The following is a 16912-nucleotide window of genomic DNA, read 5'->3' as shown; positions in this document are numbered from 1 at the left end:
GGATCCGGGTGGACGCCCCCTCACGCGTATGTACGGGAGCCCGCCCGCACGCCGCGCGGGCGGGGCGGCCGCTCCCGGCCGAGGCCGGGCCGGCCCTCGCCGGCCAGTCCCGCGGACGACTGCCCACAGCCGATGCCCAGCCGCGGGCCGTCAGCCATCAGCCGTCAGCCGCCGACCGGCCCCCGGCAGCCCACGGCCCGTGAGCCGCTGAGGCCTGGTGCCGTGGGCCGGTGCCGGTCAGTTGTTCTGGCTCGACGGGCGGCGTAGCAGGGAATCCCGGCGGGCCGACAGGCGGGTTTCCAAGGTGATCCAGGCGGTCGACGCCGCCCAGATCACCCGGACGGCCGAACGAGGGGCGAGGAGAGCACGGAGACGGGCGGGACGGCTCGCGGAGGTCCAGAGGGCCTGCTCGATGTGGCGCGCGTCGTTCGCGAGGCCCGCCACCGGCCGGGGGTGCGGAGCGTAGAGAACCAGCTCCACGGCCGCGGCCAGCCGGTGCACCGCGGCCGAGGCCTCCGGATCGAACTTCCCGAGCCCGACGATCCGCTCGGCGGCCTTGCGCGGCGTCTGCGACTCCTCCGGCGCGATCCCGTAGTCCCACGCCGTATCGGTCACCTCCAGCCAGGCCCCCAGCGTGTACGCCGCCACATCCGCCTCGGTGCGGCCGTGGCCGCCGAGCCTGACGGCCCGTGTCCGCAGCCGCCACAGCATGGGCAGCAGCGGCAGTCCCAGGATCAGCAGCCCGGCCGGCGTCAGCCAGAGGATCTTGGACCAGGGCCAGTCGTCGTCCTGGCCGACGATCGCCGCCCCCGAGGACTCGCTCGGGCACGCCTGCAGCTTCCGCATCTGCGTCGAGCAGCTCTCGCTGGCCGACGGCACGGCGGAGGGCGCGGCGGACGCCGAGGCCGAAGGCTTCGGAACGACCGGGTTGTCGTTGCCCGGCGTGTTCGTCTGGGTGTACGCCGGAACCGTGCCCCGGCTCGGGGTCGGCTCGAAGCGGGTCCAGCCCACGCCCTCGAAGTACAGCTCGGGCCAGGCATGCGCGTCCCGCAGTCCCACCGCCATCGAACCGTTGGCCTTCGGAGTCCCGGGCGTGAAGCCCACCGCCACACGGGCCGGTATCCCCAGCGTTCGCGCCATGGAGGCCATCGCGAAGGAGAAGTGGACGCAGAAGCCCTCCTTGTCCTTCAGGAAGTTCGCGATGGCGGCGGAGCCGCTGCCGGCCTGCACCTGGGTGTCGTACCGGAAGTTGCCGCTGTTGGCGAAGTAGTCCTGGAGCTTGACCGCCTGCTCGTAGTGGTTGGCCGAGCCCTCGGTGACCTTGCGGGCCGTGTTCGCCACGATCGAGGGCAACGACTCCGGAACCTTCGTGAACTCGCGCTTCATCGCGGGTGAGGGCTCCGGGGCATTCGCCAGCTGTGCCGCCGTCGGCTGCACCATCAGGCTCGTGACCTGGTACTGCACACCGCGCGTGTTCTGTCCGTGGTCCCCGACGAGGGTGCGCCCCACGGGTTCGTACCGCCAGCTCCCGCTGATGTCCACCTTGCTGGCCGGATACGGCATCGGCAGCCAGTCCTGCGCGTACGAGTCGGCCGCCGAGATACGGGTCAGGATCGAGGCCCGCTTGACCTGTCCGGAGAGCCCGATCGGCGCCGGGAACGTCTTAGGCACGTCCTCGATGTGGCGCTGGGACGGCTTCCAGGCCGTGCCGTCGAAGTCGTCCAGCGAGACGATCCGCAGATACAGGTCCTGCGTCTCCGCGGTGTTGGTGCGGTACGTGATGACCGTGCGGTCCTCGTCGATGTTCAGGCTGTCGCGGAGCGAGACCAGCGGGTTCACCGCGGAGATCGTGCCGCCGCCCCCGGAGCCGTTGCCCACGCCCCTTCCCGTGCCGCCCAGCAGACCGCCGTCGAGGGAGGGCAGCGCGAGCGGCACCGCCAGGGCGACGCCCAGTGCGACCGCGCCGATCCGCCGCCCGGTGCGGACGGGCGCGACGGCGCCGCCCGCGGGCTCGGGGCCGGACGCGCGGGCCGCTCCGCCTGAGCCGCCGGAGCCGCCGAAGATACGGCCCCACTGCGAGAGCCGCTCCCGGCCCTCGGCCAGCAGCAGCATCAGATAGCCGGCGGCCGCGAGCAGGAACCACAGCCATGCCGCGCCGCCGCCGGAGAGGCCCGCCGCGACCGAGTACAGCGCGAGCAGCGGAAGGCCGGCGGGCGCGGCGCTGCGGTAGGTCACCGCGAGCGCGTCCACCGCGAGTCCGATCACCAGGGCGCCGCCGACGAGCATCAGCCGGATCCCGTCCGACAGCGGAGCCGGGATCGAGTATCTGCCGACGTCGTCGGTGCCCGCCTGGAGCAGCGCCGCGAAGTGCTGGAAGGCCTCGGGCCCGGGAACGATCCCGGCGACGGCCTGCTGCCGGGCGAAGACCAGCGTCAGCAGCATCAGCGTCACCAGCGCCTGCGTCGCCACGGTCAGCGGCCGGGCCAGCGGAACCCGCCGGGTCAGCGCGCCCACACCGGTCTGCACGGCCACCAGGAACACCGCCTGGAAGATCCAGGTCGCCGGGTCCACCAGCGGCAGCAGCGCGCAGGTCGCCATCAGCGTGGCCGCGGCCGCGCACAGTGCCAGTCGGGCTCGCCCGCTCATACCCCACCCCCCGCGGTAGTCCCTGTCGACGCCACGTGCGTGCGCTGACGGTCCGCCTCGCGCCACAGGTCGGCCAGCGCCGTCCCCCGCGGCACCGTCACGGCGGTCCAGCCCGCCTCGCGCAGCATGCGCAGCCGGTCCTCGCTCCTGTCCAACGGGCCGGGCACCGCGGTCGGTTCCCGCACCCAGGACTCACTGTCCAGCAGAAACGCGACGGCCCCGCCGCTGCGCTGGCGCATCTTGCCGAGCACCGTCGCCTGCTCCTCGTCGAGATCGCCGAGGAAGGCGATCAGCAGTCCCTCGTTGCCACCGCGCAGCACGTCGTACGCCCGGGACAGGCCCGTGCCCTCCGAGTGGTCGATGACGGCGAGCGTGTCCATCATCATCCCGGCGGCGTCCGCCGACTCCTGGCTGGCGCCCGCGAACCCGTCGGCGCCCTCACCGGGCACCGAGCTCCCGGTGTCCGTCAGCAGGCGCACCGAGAAGCCCCGCTCGAGCATGTGCACCAGCGTCGACGCCGTACCCGAGACGGCCCATTCGAAGGCCGAGTCGGGGCCCGCGCCCTGGAAGGCGGTGCCCCGGGTGTCGAGCAGCACGGTGCAGCGGGAGCGCTGGGGCTGCTCCTCGCGGCGGACCATCAACTCGCCGTAGCGGGCTGTCAGCCGCCAGTGCACGCGGCGCAGGTCGTCGCCGTAGCGGTACCCGCGCGGAATGATGTCGTCCTCGCCCGCCAGGGCCAGCGAGCGCTGCCGCCCGTCGCCGTACCCCTTCGCCTCGCCGGTCAGCCGCACCGGAGGCAGCGCCTCCACGCGCGGGATGACCGTCAGGGTGTCGTAGGTGGAGAAGGAGCGAGTCAGCTCGCACATGCCGAACGGGTCGGTCAGCCGCAGCTGGAGCGGGCCCAGCGGGTAGCGGCCGCGCAGGTCCGAGCGGACCCGGTAGGACACCTCGCGGCGGCCGCCCGCCTCCACCCGGTCCAGCACGAAACGGGGGCGCGGGCCGAGCACGTACGGCACCCGGTCCTGGAGCATCAGCAGGCCGGTGGGCAGCCGCGAGATGTTGTCCATGCGCAGATGGACGCGGGCCTCGGAGCCGGCGGGCACGCGCCCGGGGGAGAGCCGGCGGCTGCCCGCGACCCGGTAGCGGGTGCGGTACAGCACGGTCGCGCAGACCAGCGGCAGGACCGCGAGGAGCAGGCCGACCCGGAGCAGTTCGCTCTGCCCCAGGACGTACGCGCAGATCGCGGCGGCCACTCCGGCGGCCAGGAAGGACCGCCCGCGCGTGGTGAGCCCGGCGAGCGCGGTGCGCAGCCCGCCCTTGTCCTCCTCGGCGGTGTGGCCCGTGCCCGCTTGCGTCATCACAGCCTCCGGGGCGGCTGCTGACCGTACGTGGGCGCGCCCCGGCCCATCGGGAAGCCGGACTGCTGCTGGGGAGCGGCGGGCACCGGGGTGCGCTGGAGGATCTCCTGGACGACCTGCTCGGCCGTGCGGCGGTTCAACTGAGCCTGGGCCGTGGGCAGCAGGCGGTGGGCCAGGACCGCGACGGCGAGCGCCTGCACGTCGTCCGGCAGCGCGAAGTCCCGGCCGCTGAGAGCCGCGGACGCCTTCGCCGCACGCAGTAGATGCAGCGTGGCGCGCGGCGAGGCGCCGAGTCTGAGGTCGGGGTGGGTGCGCGTGGCCGCAACCAGGTCCACCGCGTAACGGCGCACCGGATCGGCGACGTGGACCGTGCGGACCGCGTCGATCAGCTTCACTATCTCGTGAGCGTGGGCGACCGGCTGGAGGTCGTCCAGCGGGTTCACCCCGCCGTGGATGTCCAGCATCTGCAGTTCGGCTTCCGCGCTGGGGTAGCCGATGGAGACGCGGGCCATGAAGCGGTCGCGCTGGGCCTCCGGCAGCGGGTAGGTGCCCTCCATCTCGACCGGGTTCTGGGTGGCCACCACCATGAACGGGCTGGGCAGTTCGTAGGTCTGCCCGTCGATGGTGACCTGCCGCTCCTCCATCGACTCCAGGAGCGCGGACTGCGTCTTGGGCGAGGCGCGGTTGATCTCGTCGCCGATCACGATCTGCGCGAAGATCGCGCCCGGCTTGAACTCGAAGTCCCGGCGCTGCTGGTCCCAGATGGACACACCCGTGATGTCTGAGGGCAGCAGGTCGGGCGTGAACTGAATACGCCGCACCGAACAGTCGATGGACCGTGCCAGCGCCTTCGCCAGCATGGTCTTGCCGACGCCTGGGACATCCTCGATCAGAAGATGACCTTCGGCGAGCAGCACGGTCAGCGAAAGCCGTACGACCTCAGGCTTGCCTTCGATCACTCCTTCCACCGAACTGCGGACACGCTCCACAGTGGCGGTCAGATCTGTAAGGCTCGCTCGATCGTCATAGGTCGTCACCCGGCCCTCCTCGGCCCTTTCCCGGGCCGACGCCCTGTGCGGACCGGCCCACCCCGAAACACGGACACCACGCGCGAAAGGTTCCGCGCGACGTCACACCCGCATTCTTGTTGCCGTTACCGGTTCGTGTCACTCGCCTGTGGATAACTGGCCGCGATATGTCAGGTCTTACGGCCCTTTGGGCACCGGACGGCCGGGGTTTTTCGTGAAGAGAGGGTCCCACGAGCTGCGGAGGCTCGGCGACCGGGGGGTCCGGCTGTGCCGGTCAGGAGGGGTCGATCTCGCGCAGCAGGCCGGTCGTGACGTCGAAGACGAAGCCGCGCACGTCGTCGGTGTGCACCAGGAACGGGGAGGTGCGCACGCGCTGCATCGACTGCCGTACGTCCTGTTCGACGTCCCGGAAGGCCTCGACCGCCCACGCGGGGCGCTGGCCGACCTCCATCTCCAGGTCGTGCCGGAAGTCCTCGGTGAGCGACTCCAGACCGCAGCCGGTGTGGTGGATGAGGACCACGCTGCGGGTGCCGAGCGCCCGCTGGCTGATGGTGAGGGAGCGGATCACGTCGTCGGTGACCACGCCGCCCGCGTTGCGGATGGTGTGGCAGTCGCCCAGTTCCAGGCCGAGCGCGGCGTGCAGGTCGAGCCGGGCGTCCATGCACGCGACCACCGCGACATGCAGTACGGGGTGGGCGTCCATCCCCGGGTCGGTGAAAGCGGCGGCGTATTTCTCGTTCGCGTCGACGAGACGGTCGGTGACCGTGCGCTCTGCGGCTATGGCGCCTTCGGGTTCGGTGGGAACGGATGCGGAAGTCGTCATACCCATGACGGTACTGGTCACGTATCGAGCGGTCCTGCTGTGAGAGGGGACAAAGAATGTCATCGCGGCTTGTTGTGAGGTAATCCACACGGGCGGTGACGACGTGCCCGTTCGGGTGATTCTTCCGGATCCGCGGCTTCGCTCCGAGCGGCGTCCGCGACGCGCATGCCGGTTGATTGACCGCGAGACAGCGTGGACTAAAGTGACGCGAAGTGGGAGGCGAGGCTCTCCCCGCTGGACTGTTTTCCCCTGGAGACCCGGCGACTTTCCGGTGTTTCCCCGCGTGCGCGGCGCGTACGTACGGCTCGGCCTCCTCCCGCTCCCGGTCGGCTGACGCCACTCATCCGGCGCCAGCAGACCTCCCCTTCCCGAGCGGGTGGGGACCCGGCGGTGCGTATGGCCGCGCCGGACCTGAGAGGGCCCGGAATGAAAGGGCGCGAAGCGCTTCCCAACGAGGGTGGCAGCGGGCGACCGGAGGGGCAGAGCCGACACGTCCCGGTCATGCTCCATCGGTGCCTGGACATGCTGGCCCCGGCCCTCGCCGAGCCGGGAGCCGTCGTCGTCGACTGCACCCTCGGGCTCGGCGGTCACAGCGAGGCACTGCTCACCCGGTTCCCCGAAGTGCGACTCGTGGCCCTCGACCGTGACAAGGAGGCGCTGCGCCTCTCCGGAGAGCGGCTCGCCCCCTTCGGCGACCGGGCCTCCCTGGTGCACGCCGTCTACGACGAACTCCCCGACGTGCTCGACCGTCTGGACATCCCGCGCGTCCAGGGCGTCCTGTTCGATCTCGGCGTCTCGTCCATGCAACTGGACGAGGCGGACCGGGGGTTCGCGTACGCGCAGGACGCCCCGCTCGACATGCGCATGGACCAGACGACCGGCATGAGCGCGGCCGAGGTGCTCAACACCTATCCGCCGGGCGAACTGGTGCGGATCCTGCGGGCGTACGGCGAGGAGAAGCAGGCCAAGCGGATCGTCTCCGCCGTCGTGCGTGAGCGCGAGAAGGAGCCCTTCACCAACAGTGCGCGGCTCGTGGAGCTGATCCGTGACGCGCTGCCGCAGGCGGCCAAGCGCACCGGCGGCAATCCCGCCAAGCGCACCTTCCAGGCGCTGCGCATCGAGGTCAACGGTGAACTGAGTGTCCTGGAGCGGGCGGTTCCCGCGGCCGTGAAGGTGCTCGCCGTCGGCGGCCGTATCGCGGTGCTGTCGTACCACTCGCTGGAGGACCGCCTGGTCAAGCAGGTGTTCGCGGCCGGCGCCGCCAACACCGCGCCGCCCGGACTGCCGGTCGTCCCCGAGCGCTACCAGCCCCGGCTCAAGCTCCTCACCCGCGGTGCCGAACTTCCCACCGAGGAAGAGGTCGCCGAGAACAGGCGAGCGGCTCCCGCCCGGCTGCGGGGGGCACAGCGCATCCGTGAGGACGCCGCCGAGTGAGGCGCGGGGAGAAGGAGGGCGCGTGAGCGGGAAACCCGAACTCAGGGGGCGGGCCGCCCGGCTCGCGCGGCTCCTTCCGGCCGGGGCCGGACAGGCCGCCCGCACCCCCTTCGTCCTGCTGGTCGTCCTCCTCCTCGGCGGCGGTCTCATCGGGCTCCTCGTGCTGAACTCGGCGCTCAGTGAAGGGGCGTTCCGCCTCGACGACCTCCAGAAGGACACCAAGAGCCTGACCGACGAGGAGCAGGCCCTCCAGCGGGACGTGGACGCCTATTCCGCCCCCGACGCCCTCCAGCGCCGGGCCCGCGAACTCGGCATGGTCCCCGGCGGCGACCCGGCCTTCCTCAACCCCGACGGAACGGTCAAGGGCGTCCCCGGAGCCGCCGGCCGGCAGTCCGCCGCGCGGGCCCCGATGATCCCCCCGCCCGAGGTCCTCGCCCTGCCCCCGGCCCGGCCCGCGAGCCCCGCCGCGAGCCCGACCCCGCGCGCGGCGTCGAGTCCGGCCCCGACACCCGCCCCGCGGCAGCCGTCCCCGGGCGCGCTCACCACCCGGGCCGCCGCCCCGTCCACACAGCCCTCCACAACCCCCGGCAGGTGACGGAAGTGTCCGACAGGGAACCGCCGCGCCGCCGAGTGCCCGGCCCCGCCAGGCCCGTACGCCCCGGCGGCCGGAGCCGCCCGGGCCCGGGCGACCGCCGCCCCGTGCGCCGCCCGGCCGCGGCCCGCCCCGAAGGCCCGCGCGTCATCCGGCTCGGCAGCCCCCGGCCCCGCCTGCGCATGGTCAGTCTCGCGCTGACGCTGGTGATGATCGCGTTCGTCGTCCGGCTGCTCCAGGTGCAGGCCGTGGACGCGAGCACCTACACCGCGAAGGCCGAGCAGAACCGGTACGTCGGTCGCACGCTGGCCGCCGAGCGCGGCGGGATCACCGACCGCGACGGCGTCGAGCTGGCGACGAGCGTGGACGCGTACGACATCACCGCGGACCCGACGATGTTCACGCGCGCCGCCACCGAGGTGGGGGACGCCCCCGAGCAGGCCGCCGCGCTCCTCGGCCCGATCATCGGCCAGGACGTGGACACCGTCGCCAGGAAACTGCGGACGAAGAACACCCGCTACACACTCCTCGCACACCGCCGCACCCCCCAGGTCTGGAAGCAGATCAAGGATCTGAAGAGCACGCTCGGGACGAAGTCGGAGACCGACAAGAGCACGGTCAACGTCCTCGCGGGCGTCCTCGCCGTGCCGGCCAGCAAGCGCGTGTACCCGAACGGAGATCTCGCCGCCGGGATACTGGGCTGGGTCAACGCCGACGGCAAGGGCGGTGGCGGCATCGAGCAGCAGCTGAACAAGGAGCTCACCGGCAAGGACGGCAAGATCCGCTACGCCCAGTCCGGCGGACGCCAGGTGCCGACCGTGGGCTCCACCGAGACACCGGCCGTCGCCGGCTCCGACGTCGAGCTGACCATCGACCGGGACATCCAGTGGGCCGCGCAGGACGCCATCACCGAGCAGGTGAAGAAGTCCAGGGCGGACCGCGGCTACGTGATAGTGCAGGACACCAGGACCGGCGAGATCCTCGCCATGGCCAACTCGCCCGGCTTCGACCCCAACGACCTCACCGAGGCCAACGCGGCGGCCATGGGCAACGCGGCCCTCCAGGACGCGTACGAGCCCGGCTCCACCGCGAAGCTGATGTCGATGGCCGCCGTCCTCCAGGAGAACGTGGCCGCCCCCGACACCCACGTCGTCGTGCCGAACCGGCTGCACCGCGGCGACCGGCTCTTCCAGGACGACATCGACCACCAGACCTGGTACCTCACGCTCAACGGGGTGCTCGCCAAGTCCAGTAACATCGGCACCATCCTGGCGACCGGCCAGCTCGGCAAGACCCAGAAGCAGGCCAACCGGGTCCTCTACTCGTATCTGCGCAAGTTCGGCATCGGCAGCCACACCGGGCTCGGGTTCCCCGGCGAGACCGCGGGCATCCTCGCGCCCCCCGACAAGTGGTCCACCTCGCAGCAGTACACGATCCCCTTCGGCCAGGGCGTGTCGATCAACGCGATGCAGGCGGCCTCCGTCTACTCGACCATCGCCAACGGCGGCGTCCGTATCGAGCCATCCCTGGTGCGCGGCACCAAGGGGGCCGACGGCCGCTTCACACCCGCCGCCGAGCCGAGGAAGACCCGGGTCGTGAGCGAGAAGACGGCGAAGACCCTCGCCCGGATGCTGGAGTCCGTGGTGGACGACGAGCAGGGCACCGGCGCCAAGGCGCGCATCCCCGGCTACCGGGTCGCGGGCAAGACGGGTACGGCCAACCGCGTGGATCCGGCCACCGGCAAATACCACGGCTACACCTCGTCGTTCGCCGGATTCGCCCCCGCGGACAAGCCGCGGATCACCGTCTACTGCGCGATCCAGAACGCCACGAAGGGCCTCTACTACGGCGGTCAGATCTGCGGACCCGTCTACAAGCAGGTCATGGAGTTCGCACTGAAGACCCTCCAGGTCCCGCCCACCGGTGCCCACGCGGCCCGCCTGCCCGTCGATTTCACGCCGTGACCGCTTCCGACCGCACGCCCTGATCAGCCCCCACGCACAACGGACCAGGAACCACTCGTGACAACGATCACCCCGGACCCCGGGAACCACTCCTCCTCGAACGCCGAGCCCGAGCCCTCGCTTCGCCCCGGCGGGGGTGAGCCCGGTACGCTCACCGCCGTGCCACAAGCTGATCAGTCCCAAACCACCCAGAAGGGCGTTCCTGTGACATATCCGGGACCGCCGCGTCCGGTTCACGTCTCCGCCATCCACCTCGCGGAGCTGGCCGATCAGCTGGGCGCCGAGGCGCCGGAGGGCGACGCCGGGGTCACGGGCATCACCCATGACTCCCGCGCGGTGCGACCCGGCGACGTGTACGCCGCCCTGCCCGGCGCCCGCCTGCACGGCGCCGACTTCGTGACCCAGGCGGCCGGCCTCGGCGCAGTCGCCGTGCTCACCGACCCGACCGGCGCCGAGCGCGCCGCGGCCACCGGTCTGCCGGTCCTCGTCGTCGAGAACCCGCGCGGATCGATGGGCGAACTGGCGGCCACCATCTACGGCCACCCGGGGCGCGATCTCCTCCAGATCGGCATCACGGGCACCTCCGGCAAGACCACGACGGCCTACCTCGTCGAGGGCGGGCTGAAGACGGTCCGCTCCACCGGCCTGATCGGCACGGTCGAGATGCGCATCGGCGACGAGCGCATCAAGTCGGAGCGCACCACGCCCGAGGCCACCGACCTGCAGGCCCTGTTCGCCGTCATGCGCGAGCGAGGTGTCGACTCGGTCGCGATGGAGGTCTCCAGCCACGCGCTGGTCCTCGGCCGGGTCGACGGCTGCGTCTTCGACGTCGCCGTCTTCAACAACCTGAGCCCGGAACACATGGAGTTCCACACCGGCATGGAGGACTACTTCCAGGCCAAGGCCCAGCTGTTCACGGCCAGACGCAGCCGGCTCGGCGTCGTCAACCTCGACGACGAGTACGGCCGCCGGCTCGCCGGGGAAGCCACCGTCCCGGTCGTCACCTTCTCCGCCGAGGGCCACCCGGACGCCGACTGGCGCGCCGAGGAGGTCGAAGTCGGCCCGATGGACTCGACGTTCACCGCGGTCGGCCCCAAGGGCGAGCGGATCACGGCCCGCTCGCCGCTCGCGGGCCCCTTCAACGTGGCGAACGCGCTCGCCGCGATCGTCGCCCTCGCCGTCGCCGGCATCGACCCGCAGGCCGCCGCGGACGGTATCGCCGCGGTCCCCGGGGTCCCGGGCCGCCTGGAGCGCGTGGACGAGGGCCAGCCGTACCTCGCCGTCGTCGACTACGCCCACAAGACGGACGCCGTCGAATCCGTCCTGCGCGCCCTGCGCAAGGTGACCGAGGGCAAGCTGCACGTGGTGCTCGGCTGCGGCGGCGACCGTGACAAGACCAAACGGATGCCGATGGGGGCGGCCGTGGCCCGGCTCGCCGACACCGCCGTCCTGACCTCCGACAACCCCCGTTCCGAGGACCCGCTGGCGATCCTCGCCACGATGCTCGCGGGCGCGGCCGAGGTGCCGGCGCACGAGCGCGGTGAGGTCCAGGTCTTCGAGGACCGGGCCGCCGCCATCGCCGCCGCCGTCGCGCGCGCAAAGCCGGGCGACACCGTGCTGGTCGCGGGCAAGGGCCACGAGCAGGGCCAGGACATCGCCGGGGTGGTGCGTCCCTTCGACGACCGCCAAGTGCTTCGCGAAGCTATCCAGCAGACCCAGGGATGAACTTGTGATCGCCCTCTCCCTCGCCGAGATCGCAGCAGTCGTCGGCGGGCAGACGTACGACATACCGGATCCGGCGGTACAGGTCACCGGACCGGTCGTCAGGGACTCCCGTGAAGTGGAGTCCGGCAGTCTCTTCGTCGCCTTCGTCGGTGAACGCGTGGACGGCCACGACTACGCCGAGGCGGTGATCGGAGCCGGCGCGGCCGCCGTCCTGGCGTCCCGCCCCGTCGGCGTCCCCGCCATCGTGGTCGACGACGTGCAGACGGCCCTCGGTGCCCTCGCCCGCCACGTCGTCGAACGGCTCGGCGCCACCCTCGTGGCCCTCACCGGCTCCGCCGGCAAGACCAGCACCAAGGACCTGATCGCCCAGGTGCTGCGGAGCAAGGCGCCCACCGTCTTCACACCCGGCTCCCTCAACAACGAGATCGGACTGCCGCTCACCGCGCTCAGCGCCACCGAGGACACGAAGTTCCTCGTGCTGGAGATGGGCGCCCGCGGCGTCGGCCACATCCGCTATCTCACGGGTCTCACCCCGCCGAAGATCGGTCTCGTCCTCAACGTGGGCACCGCCCACATCGGCGAGTTCGGCGGCCGCGAGCAGATCGCGCAAGCAAAGGGCGAGCTCGTCGAGAGCCTCCCCGAGGACGGCGCCGCGATCCTCAACGCCGACGATCCCCTCGTACGCGCCATGGCGTCCCGTACGAAGGCACGCGTGATCCTGTTCGGAGAGTCCGACGAAGCGGACGTACGGGCCGAGAACGTCCGGCTCACGGAGAACGGACAGCCTGCCTTCAGCCTTCGCACACCCTCCGGGTGCAGTGATGTGACCATGCGCCTGTACGGTGAGCACCACGTGTCGAACGCGCTCGCCGCGGCCGCCGTCGCCCATGAGCTGGGCATGTCCGCAGACGAGATCGCCCGCGCGCTCTCCGAGGCGGGCACCCTCTCCCGCTGGCGGATGGAGGTCACCGAGCGTCCGGACGGCGTGACGGTCGTCAACGACGCCTACAACGCGAACCCCGAGTCCATGCGAGCCGCCCTGCGCGCGCTCGCGTCGATGGGCAAAGCCCATCAGGCACAAGGGGGCCGTACGTGGGCGGTGCTCGGTCAGATGGCCGAGCTCGGGGACGCGGCGCTCGCCGAGCACGACGCGGTCGGACGGCTTGCCGTCCGGCTCAATGTCGGCAAGCTCGTCGCGGTCGGGGGCAGGGAAGCGTCCTGGCTGCAACTGGGCGCATATAACGAGGGTTCGTGGGGTGAGGAGTCGGTGCACGTGTCCGACGCACAGGCGGCTGTCGACCTGTTGCGCAGTGAGCTGCGCCCAGGTGACGTCGTGCTCGTGAAGGCGTCCAGGTCCGTCGGGCTGGAACGGGTGGCGCTCGCGCTGCTCGCCGACGGTACCGAGGGTGAGGTTTCCGCCCGATGATGAAGCAGATCCTGTTCGCGGGAGTCATTGGCCTGTTCCTGACCCTGGTCGGCACTCCGCTGCTGATCAAGCTGCTGGCCCGCAAGGGCTACGGCCAGTACATCCGCGACGACGGCCCGCGTGAGCACGCCAGCAAGCGCGGTACGCCGACCATGGGTGGTATCGCCTTCATCCTCGCGACGATCATCGCGTACTTCCTGTCCAAGGTGATCACGGGTTATCCGCCCACCTTCTCGGGCCTGCTGGTGCTCGGCCTGATGGCGGGCATGGGCCTGGTCGGCTTCCTGGACGACTACATCAAGATCATTAAGCGGCGTTCGCTGGGCCTGCGGGCCAAGGCGAAGATGGCCGGACAGCTGATCGTGGGCATCAGCTTCGCGGTGCTGGCGCTGATGTTCGCCGACAACCGCGGCAACACCCCGGCCTCCACGAAGCTCTCCTTCGTCCAGGACTTCGGCTGGTCCATCGGCCCGGTGCTCTTCGTTGTCTGGGCGCTGTTCATGATCCTCGCCATGTCGAACGGCGTGAACCTGACGGACGGTCTGGACGGCCTCGCCACCGGCGCCGCGACGATGGTCTTCGGTGCCTACACCTTCATCGGCGTCTGGCAGTTCCAGGAGTCCTGCGCCAACGCGCAGACCCTCACCAACCCGGCCGCCTGCTACGAGGTACGCGATCCGCTCGACCTCGCTGTCGTCGCCTCCGCCCTGATGGGCGCCTGCTTCGGCTTCCTGTGGTGGAACACCTCGCCGGCCAAGATCTTCATGGGTGACACCGGTTCGCTGGCCCTCGGCGGCGCGCTCGCCGGTCTCGCGATCTGCTCCCGCACGGAGATCCTGGTCGCCCTGCTCGGCGGCCTCTTCGTCCTCATCACGATGTCGGTGGTCATCCAGGTCGGCTCCTTCAAGCTGACCGGGAAGCGCGTCTTCCGAATGGCCCCGCTCCAGCACCACTTCGAACTCAAGGGGTGGTCCGAAGTCCTTGTGGTGGTCCGCTTCTGGATCATCCAGGGCATGTGCGTCATCGTCGGACTCGGCCTCTTCTACGCAGGATGGGCAGCCAAGAAGTGACCACCTGGCAGGGCAAGAACGTCACCGTCGCCGGCCTCGGCGTCTCGGGAATCCCGGCGGCCAAGGTCCTGCACGGCCTCGGCGCGCTCGTCACCGTCGTCAACGACGGCGACGACGAACGGGCCCGGGCGCAGGCCGCGGAACTGGAGGCGCTCGGCGTCACCGTGCGCCTCGGTGACGGAGCCACCCTGCCCGAGGGCACCGAGCTCATCGTGACCGCGCCCGGCTGGCAGCCGGACAAGCCGCTGTTCGCCGCGGCCGCCGCGGCGGGCGTCCCGGTCTGGGGCGACGTCGAACTCGCCTGGCGGCTGCGGGAACAGGACGGCAGAAAGGCCGCGCCCTGGCTCGCGGTCACCGGGACCAACGGCAAGACCACGACCGTCCAGATGCTCGCCTCCATCCTGAAGGCGGCGGGCCTGCGCACGGCGGCCGTCGGCAACATCGGCGTCTCCCTGCTCGACGCCGTCCTCGGCGAGGAGCAGTACGACGTCCTCGCGGTCGAACTCTCCAGCTACCAGCTGCACTGGGCGCCCTCGCTGCGCGCCCACTCCGCGGTCGTACTGAACCTCGCGCCCGACCATCTCGACTGGCACGGCTCCATGGAGGCGTACGCCGCCGACAAGGGCCGTATCTACGAAGGCAATCGGGTCGCCTGCGTCTACAACGTGGCCGACAAGGCCACCGAGGACCTGGTGCGCGCGGCGGACGTCGAGGAGGGTTGCCGGGCCGTCGGCTTCACCCTCGGCGCTCCTGGGCCCTCCCAACTCGGCGTCGTGGACGGCATCCTGGTCGACCGCGCCTTCGTCGAGAACCGGCAGAAGAACGCCCAGGAGCTGGCGGAGGTCTCCGACGTCCGTCCGCCCGCCCCGCACAACATCGCCAACGCCCTTGCCGCGGCGGCCCTCGCGCGCGCCTACGGGGTGCCCGCCCGGGCCGTACGGGACGGGCTGCGGGACTTCACCCCGGACGCGCACCGCATCGCGCACGTCGCCGATGTGGACGAGGTCGCCTACGTCGACGACTCCAAGGCCACCAACACGCATGCCGCGGAAGCCTCCTTGGCGGCCTACGAGTCGATCGTGTGGATCGCGGGCGGGCTCGCCAAGGGCGCGACCTTCGACGAGCTGGTCGCGAGGTCGGCGAAGCGGCTCCGGGGCGTCGTCCTGATCGGCGCGGACCGCGCGCTGATCGGTGAAGCCCTGGCGCGACACGCCCCGGAAGTACCCGTCGTCGACCTCGACCGGACCGACACTGGGGCGATGCTCGCGGCTGTCCAGGAGGCCAGGCGGCTCGCCGAGCCCGGGGACACGGTGCTGTTGGCCCCGGCCTGCGCGTCCATGGACATGTTCGCCAACTACAACAAGCGCGGTGACGCGTTCGCGGAGGCGGTTCGCGAACTCGGCGCCTGACCCGGCCGCCTCGCCGGGCGACCCTGGGAGGGACGGACGCGTGACATCGTTGTGGCCCGGAGACGCCGATGCCGACTAGCCGGACCGGCCGACCTCCCGTGCAGCGGGCCGGCCGGCGGCCGGCCGCCGCCCGGGTGTCGCGCGACAACCCCGTACGCCGCCTCTTCATCCGTGCCCGCAAGGCCTGGGACCGGCCGCTGACGGCCTACTACCTGATCCTCGGCGGCAGCCTCCTGATCACCGTGCTGGGGCTCGTGATGGTCTACTCGGCCTCGCAGATCACGGCACTCCAGCTGTCGCTGCCCGGGTCGTACTTCTTCCGCAAGCAGTTCCTGGCGGCCCTCATCGGCGGTGTGCTGATGCTGGTCGCCTCGCGGATGCCGGTGAAGCTGCACCGGGCGCTGGCCTACCCGATACTGGCGGGCGCCGTGTTCCTGATGGCCCTGGTGCAGGTGCCCGGGATAGGAGTCGCGGTCAACGGCAACCAGAACTGGATCTCGCTGGGCGGCTCGTTCCAGATCCAGCCCAGCGAGTTCGGCAAGCTCGCGCTCGTGCTGTGGGGCGCCGATCTGCTCGCCCGCAAACAGGACAAGCGGCTGCTGACCCAGTGGAAGCACATGCTGGTGCCGCTCGTGCCCGTCGCCTTCATGCTGCTCGGCCTGATCATGCTCGGCGGCGACATGGGCACGGCGATCATCCTCACGGCGATCCTGTTCGGGCTGCTGTGGCTGGCCGGAGCGCCCACGCGGCTGTTCGTGGGCGTGCTGTCGGTCGCCCTGGCGATCGGCTTCCTCCTCATCAAGACGAGCCCCAACCGCATGTCCAGGCTGGCCTGCATCGGCGCGACCGAGCCGGGCCCGAACGACACCTGCTGGCAGGCGGTGCACGGCATCTACGCCCTCGCCTCCGGCGGACTCTTCGGTTCCGGACTCGGCGCCAGTGTGGAGAAATGGGGCCAACTGCCCGAAGCGCACACCGACTTCATCTTCGCCATCACCGGGGAGGAACTGGGCCTCGCGGGGACGCTGTCGGTACTCGCCCTCTTCGCGGCTCTAGGCTATGCGGGTATCCGCGTGGCCGGACGCACGGAGGACCCCTTCGTGAGGTATGCCGCGGGAGGCGTGACCACCTGGATCACGGCCCAGGCCGTGATCAACATCGGTGCGGTGCTCGGTCTGCTGCCGATCGCCGGTGTCCCGCTCCCGCTGTTCTCCTACGGGGGTTCCGCCCTGCTGCCGACCATGTTCGCCATCGGGTTGCTGATCGCCTTCGCGCGTGACGACCCCGCTGCGCGGGCGGCTCTCGCGATGCGGCACCCCCGCTTTGGCAGAAGGCGGGGTGCGGTGAGAGAGTCCGCAAGGGCCGCGGGGCCCCGGAGATGGAACACGATGCGACGGCGTGCCTCGGCGGCGCGTTCGTCCGGAGAGCGGTGAATTT

At 71.2% G+C, this 16912-nt stretch carries 12 protein-coding genes and 1 pseudogene; 9 read left to right on the top strand and 4 right to left on the bottom strand.

What is annotated here, in order from left to right:
- Window positions 1-203: pseudogene (locus ABZX90_RS09370) on the top strand (hypothetical protein); the annotation flags it as partial.
- A gap of 34 nt (window positions 204-237) precedes the next feature.
- On the opposite strand, the gene ABZX90_RS09365 reads toward ABZX90_RS09370, so the two are convergent.
- The 4 genes from ABZX90_RS09365 to ABZX90_RS09350 form a co-directional block, all read right to left on the bottom strand.
- Complete coding sequence (locus ABZX90_RS09365; RefSeq protein ID WP_355202899.1) at window positions 238-2646, bottom strand: DUF3488 and transglutaminase-like domain-containing protein; 2409 nt, start codon at window positions 2644-2646, stop codon at window positions 238-240.
- Window positions 2643-4004 (bottom strand): DUF58 domain-containing protein, encoded by a 1362-nt coding sequence (locus tag ABZX90_RS09360; RefSeq protein WP_355202896.1) that lies wholly within the window; start codon window positions 4002-4004, stop codon window positions 2643-2645. The genes ABZX90_RS09365 and ABZX90_RS09360 overlap by 4 nt, the downstream gene beginning before the upstream one ends.
- A complete protein-coding gene (locus ABZX90_RS09355) occupies window positions 4004-5041 on the bottom strand; it encodes a MoxR family ATPase (protein ID WP_351128705.1) in 1038 nt (345 codons plus the stop codon). The genes ABZX90_RS09360 and ABZX90_RS09355 overlap by 1 nt, the downstream gene beginning before the upstream one ends.
- Window positions 5042-5306: 265 nt before the next feature.
- Entirely contained in the window at window positions 5307-5855 is a 549-nt protein-coding gene (locus ABZX90_RS09350; protein ID WP_351128703.1) for a carbonic anhydrase, read from the bottom strand.
- Between the two features lie 426 nt (window positions 5856-6281).
- Between ABZX90_RS09350 and rsmH the strand changes: the two genes are divergently transcribed.
- The 8 genes from rsmH (at window position 6282) to ftsW (ending at window position 16908) form a co-directional block, all read left to right on the top strand.
- Window positions 6282-7289, top strand: a complete 1008-nt coding sequence (gene rsmH, locus ABZX90_RS09345) for a 16S rRNA (cytosine(1402)-N(4))-methyltransferase RsmH (protein WP_351128701.1) — start codon at window positions 6282-6284, stop codon at window positions 7287-7289.
- A 22-nt stretch (window positions 7290-7311) separates the two neighbouring features.
- A complete protein-coding gene (locus ABZX90_RS09340; RefSeq protein WP_351128699.1) occupies window positions 7312-7884 on the top strand; it encodes a hypothetical protein in 573 nt (190 codons plus the stop codon).
- A gap of 5 nt (window positions 7885-7889) precedes the next feature.
- Window positions 7890-9845 carry a penicillin-binding protein 2 gene (locus ABZX90_RS09335; protein WP_351128697.1) on the top strand — a complete coding sequence of 652 codons (1956 nt, stop codon included), beginning with the start codon at window positions 7890-7892 and terminating at the stop codon, window positions 9843-9845.
- 204 nt (window positions 9846-10049) lie between these two features.
- Window positions 10050-11570, top strand: coding sequence for a UDP-N-acetylmuramoyl-L-alanyl-D-glutamate--2,6-diaminopimelate ligase (locus ABZX90_RS09330; RefSeq protein WP_355202933.1), 1521 nt, complete (start codon window positions 10050-10052; stop codon window positions 11568-11570).
- Between the two features lie 4 nt (window positions 11571-11574).
- Window positions 11575-12996, top strand: coding sequence for a UDP-N-acetylmuramoyl-tripeptide--D-alanyl-D-alanine ligase (gene murF / locus ABZX90_RS09325; protein ID WP_355202890.1), 1422 nt, complete (start codon window positions 11575-11577; stop codon window positions 12994-12996).
- Entirely contained in the window at window positions 12993-14066 is a 1074-nt protein-coding gene (mraY, locus tag ABZX90_RS09320; RefSeq protein WP_328556024.1) for a phospho-N-acetylmuramoyl-pentapeptide-transferase, read from the top strand. The genes murF and mraY overlap by 4 nt, the downstream gene beginning before the upstream one ends.
- Complete coding sequence (murD, locus tag ABZX90_RS09315; protein ID WP_355202887.1) at window positions 14048-15475, top strand: UDP-N-acetylmuramoyl-L-alanine--D-glutamate ligase; 1428 nt, start codon at window positions 14048-14050, stop codon at window positions 15473-15475. Before mraY ends, murD begins: the two co-directional genes overlap by 19 nt.
- A gap of 68 nt (window positions 15476-15543) precedes the next feature.
- Window positions 15544-16908, top strand: a complete 1365-nt coding sequence (gene ftsW / locus ABZX90_RS09310) for a putative lipid II flippase FtsW (protein WP_355202884.1) — start codon at window positions 15544-15546, stop codon at window positions 16906-16908.
- Window positions 16909-16912: the final 4 nt, after the last annotated feature.

This window comes from Streptomyces sp. NPDC002935, from assembly GCF_040611295.1.
In the GTDB taxonomy this organism is placed as follows: Bacteria; Actinomycetota; Actinomycetes; order Streptomycetales; family Streptomycetaceae; genus Streptomyces.
Note: the sequence above shows the minus strand (reverse complement) of the source record. Positions and strands in the feature narration are given on the sequence as shown.

Bases quoted from the DNA above. Each gene is read 5' to 3' on its own strand.
- ABZX90_RS09365 (WP_355202899.1), bottom strand. From the start codon at position 2,646: ATGAGCGGGCGAGCCCGACTGGCACTGTGCGCGGCCGCGGCCACGCTG.
- ABZX90_RS09360 (WP_355202896.1), bottom strand. From the start codon at position 4,004: ATGACGCAAGCGGGCACGGGCCACACCGCCGAGGAGGACAAGGGCGGG.
- ABZX90_RS09350 (WP_351128703.1), bottom strand. From the start codon at position 5,855: ATGACGACTTCCGCATCCGTTCCCACCGAACCCGAAGGCGCCATAGCC.
- rsmH (WP_351128701.1), top strand. From the start codon at position 6,282: ATGAAAGGGCGCGAAGCGCTTCCCAACGAGGGTGGCAGCGGGCGACCG.
- mraY (WP_328556024.1), top strand. From the start codon at position 12,993: ATGATGAAGCAGATCCTGTTCGCGGGAGTCATTGGCCTGTTCCTGACC.
- murD (WP_355202887.1), top strand. From the start codon at position 14,048: ATGGGCAGCCAAGAAGTGACCACCTGGCAGGGCAAGAACGTCACCGTC.
- ftsW (WP_355202884.1), top strand. From the start codon at position 15,544: ATGCCGACTAGCCGGACCGGCCGACCTCCCGTGCAGCGGGCCGGCCGG.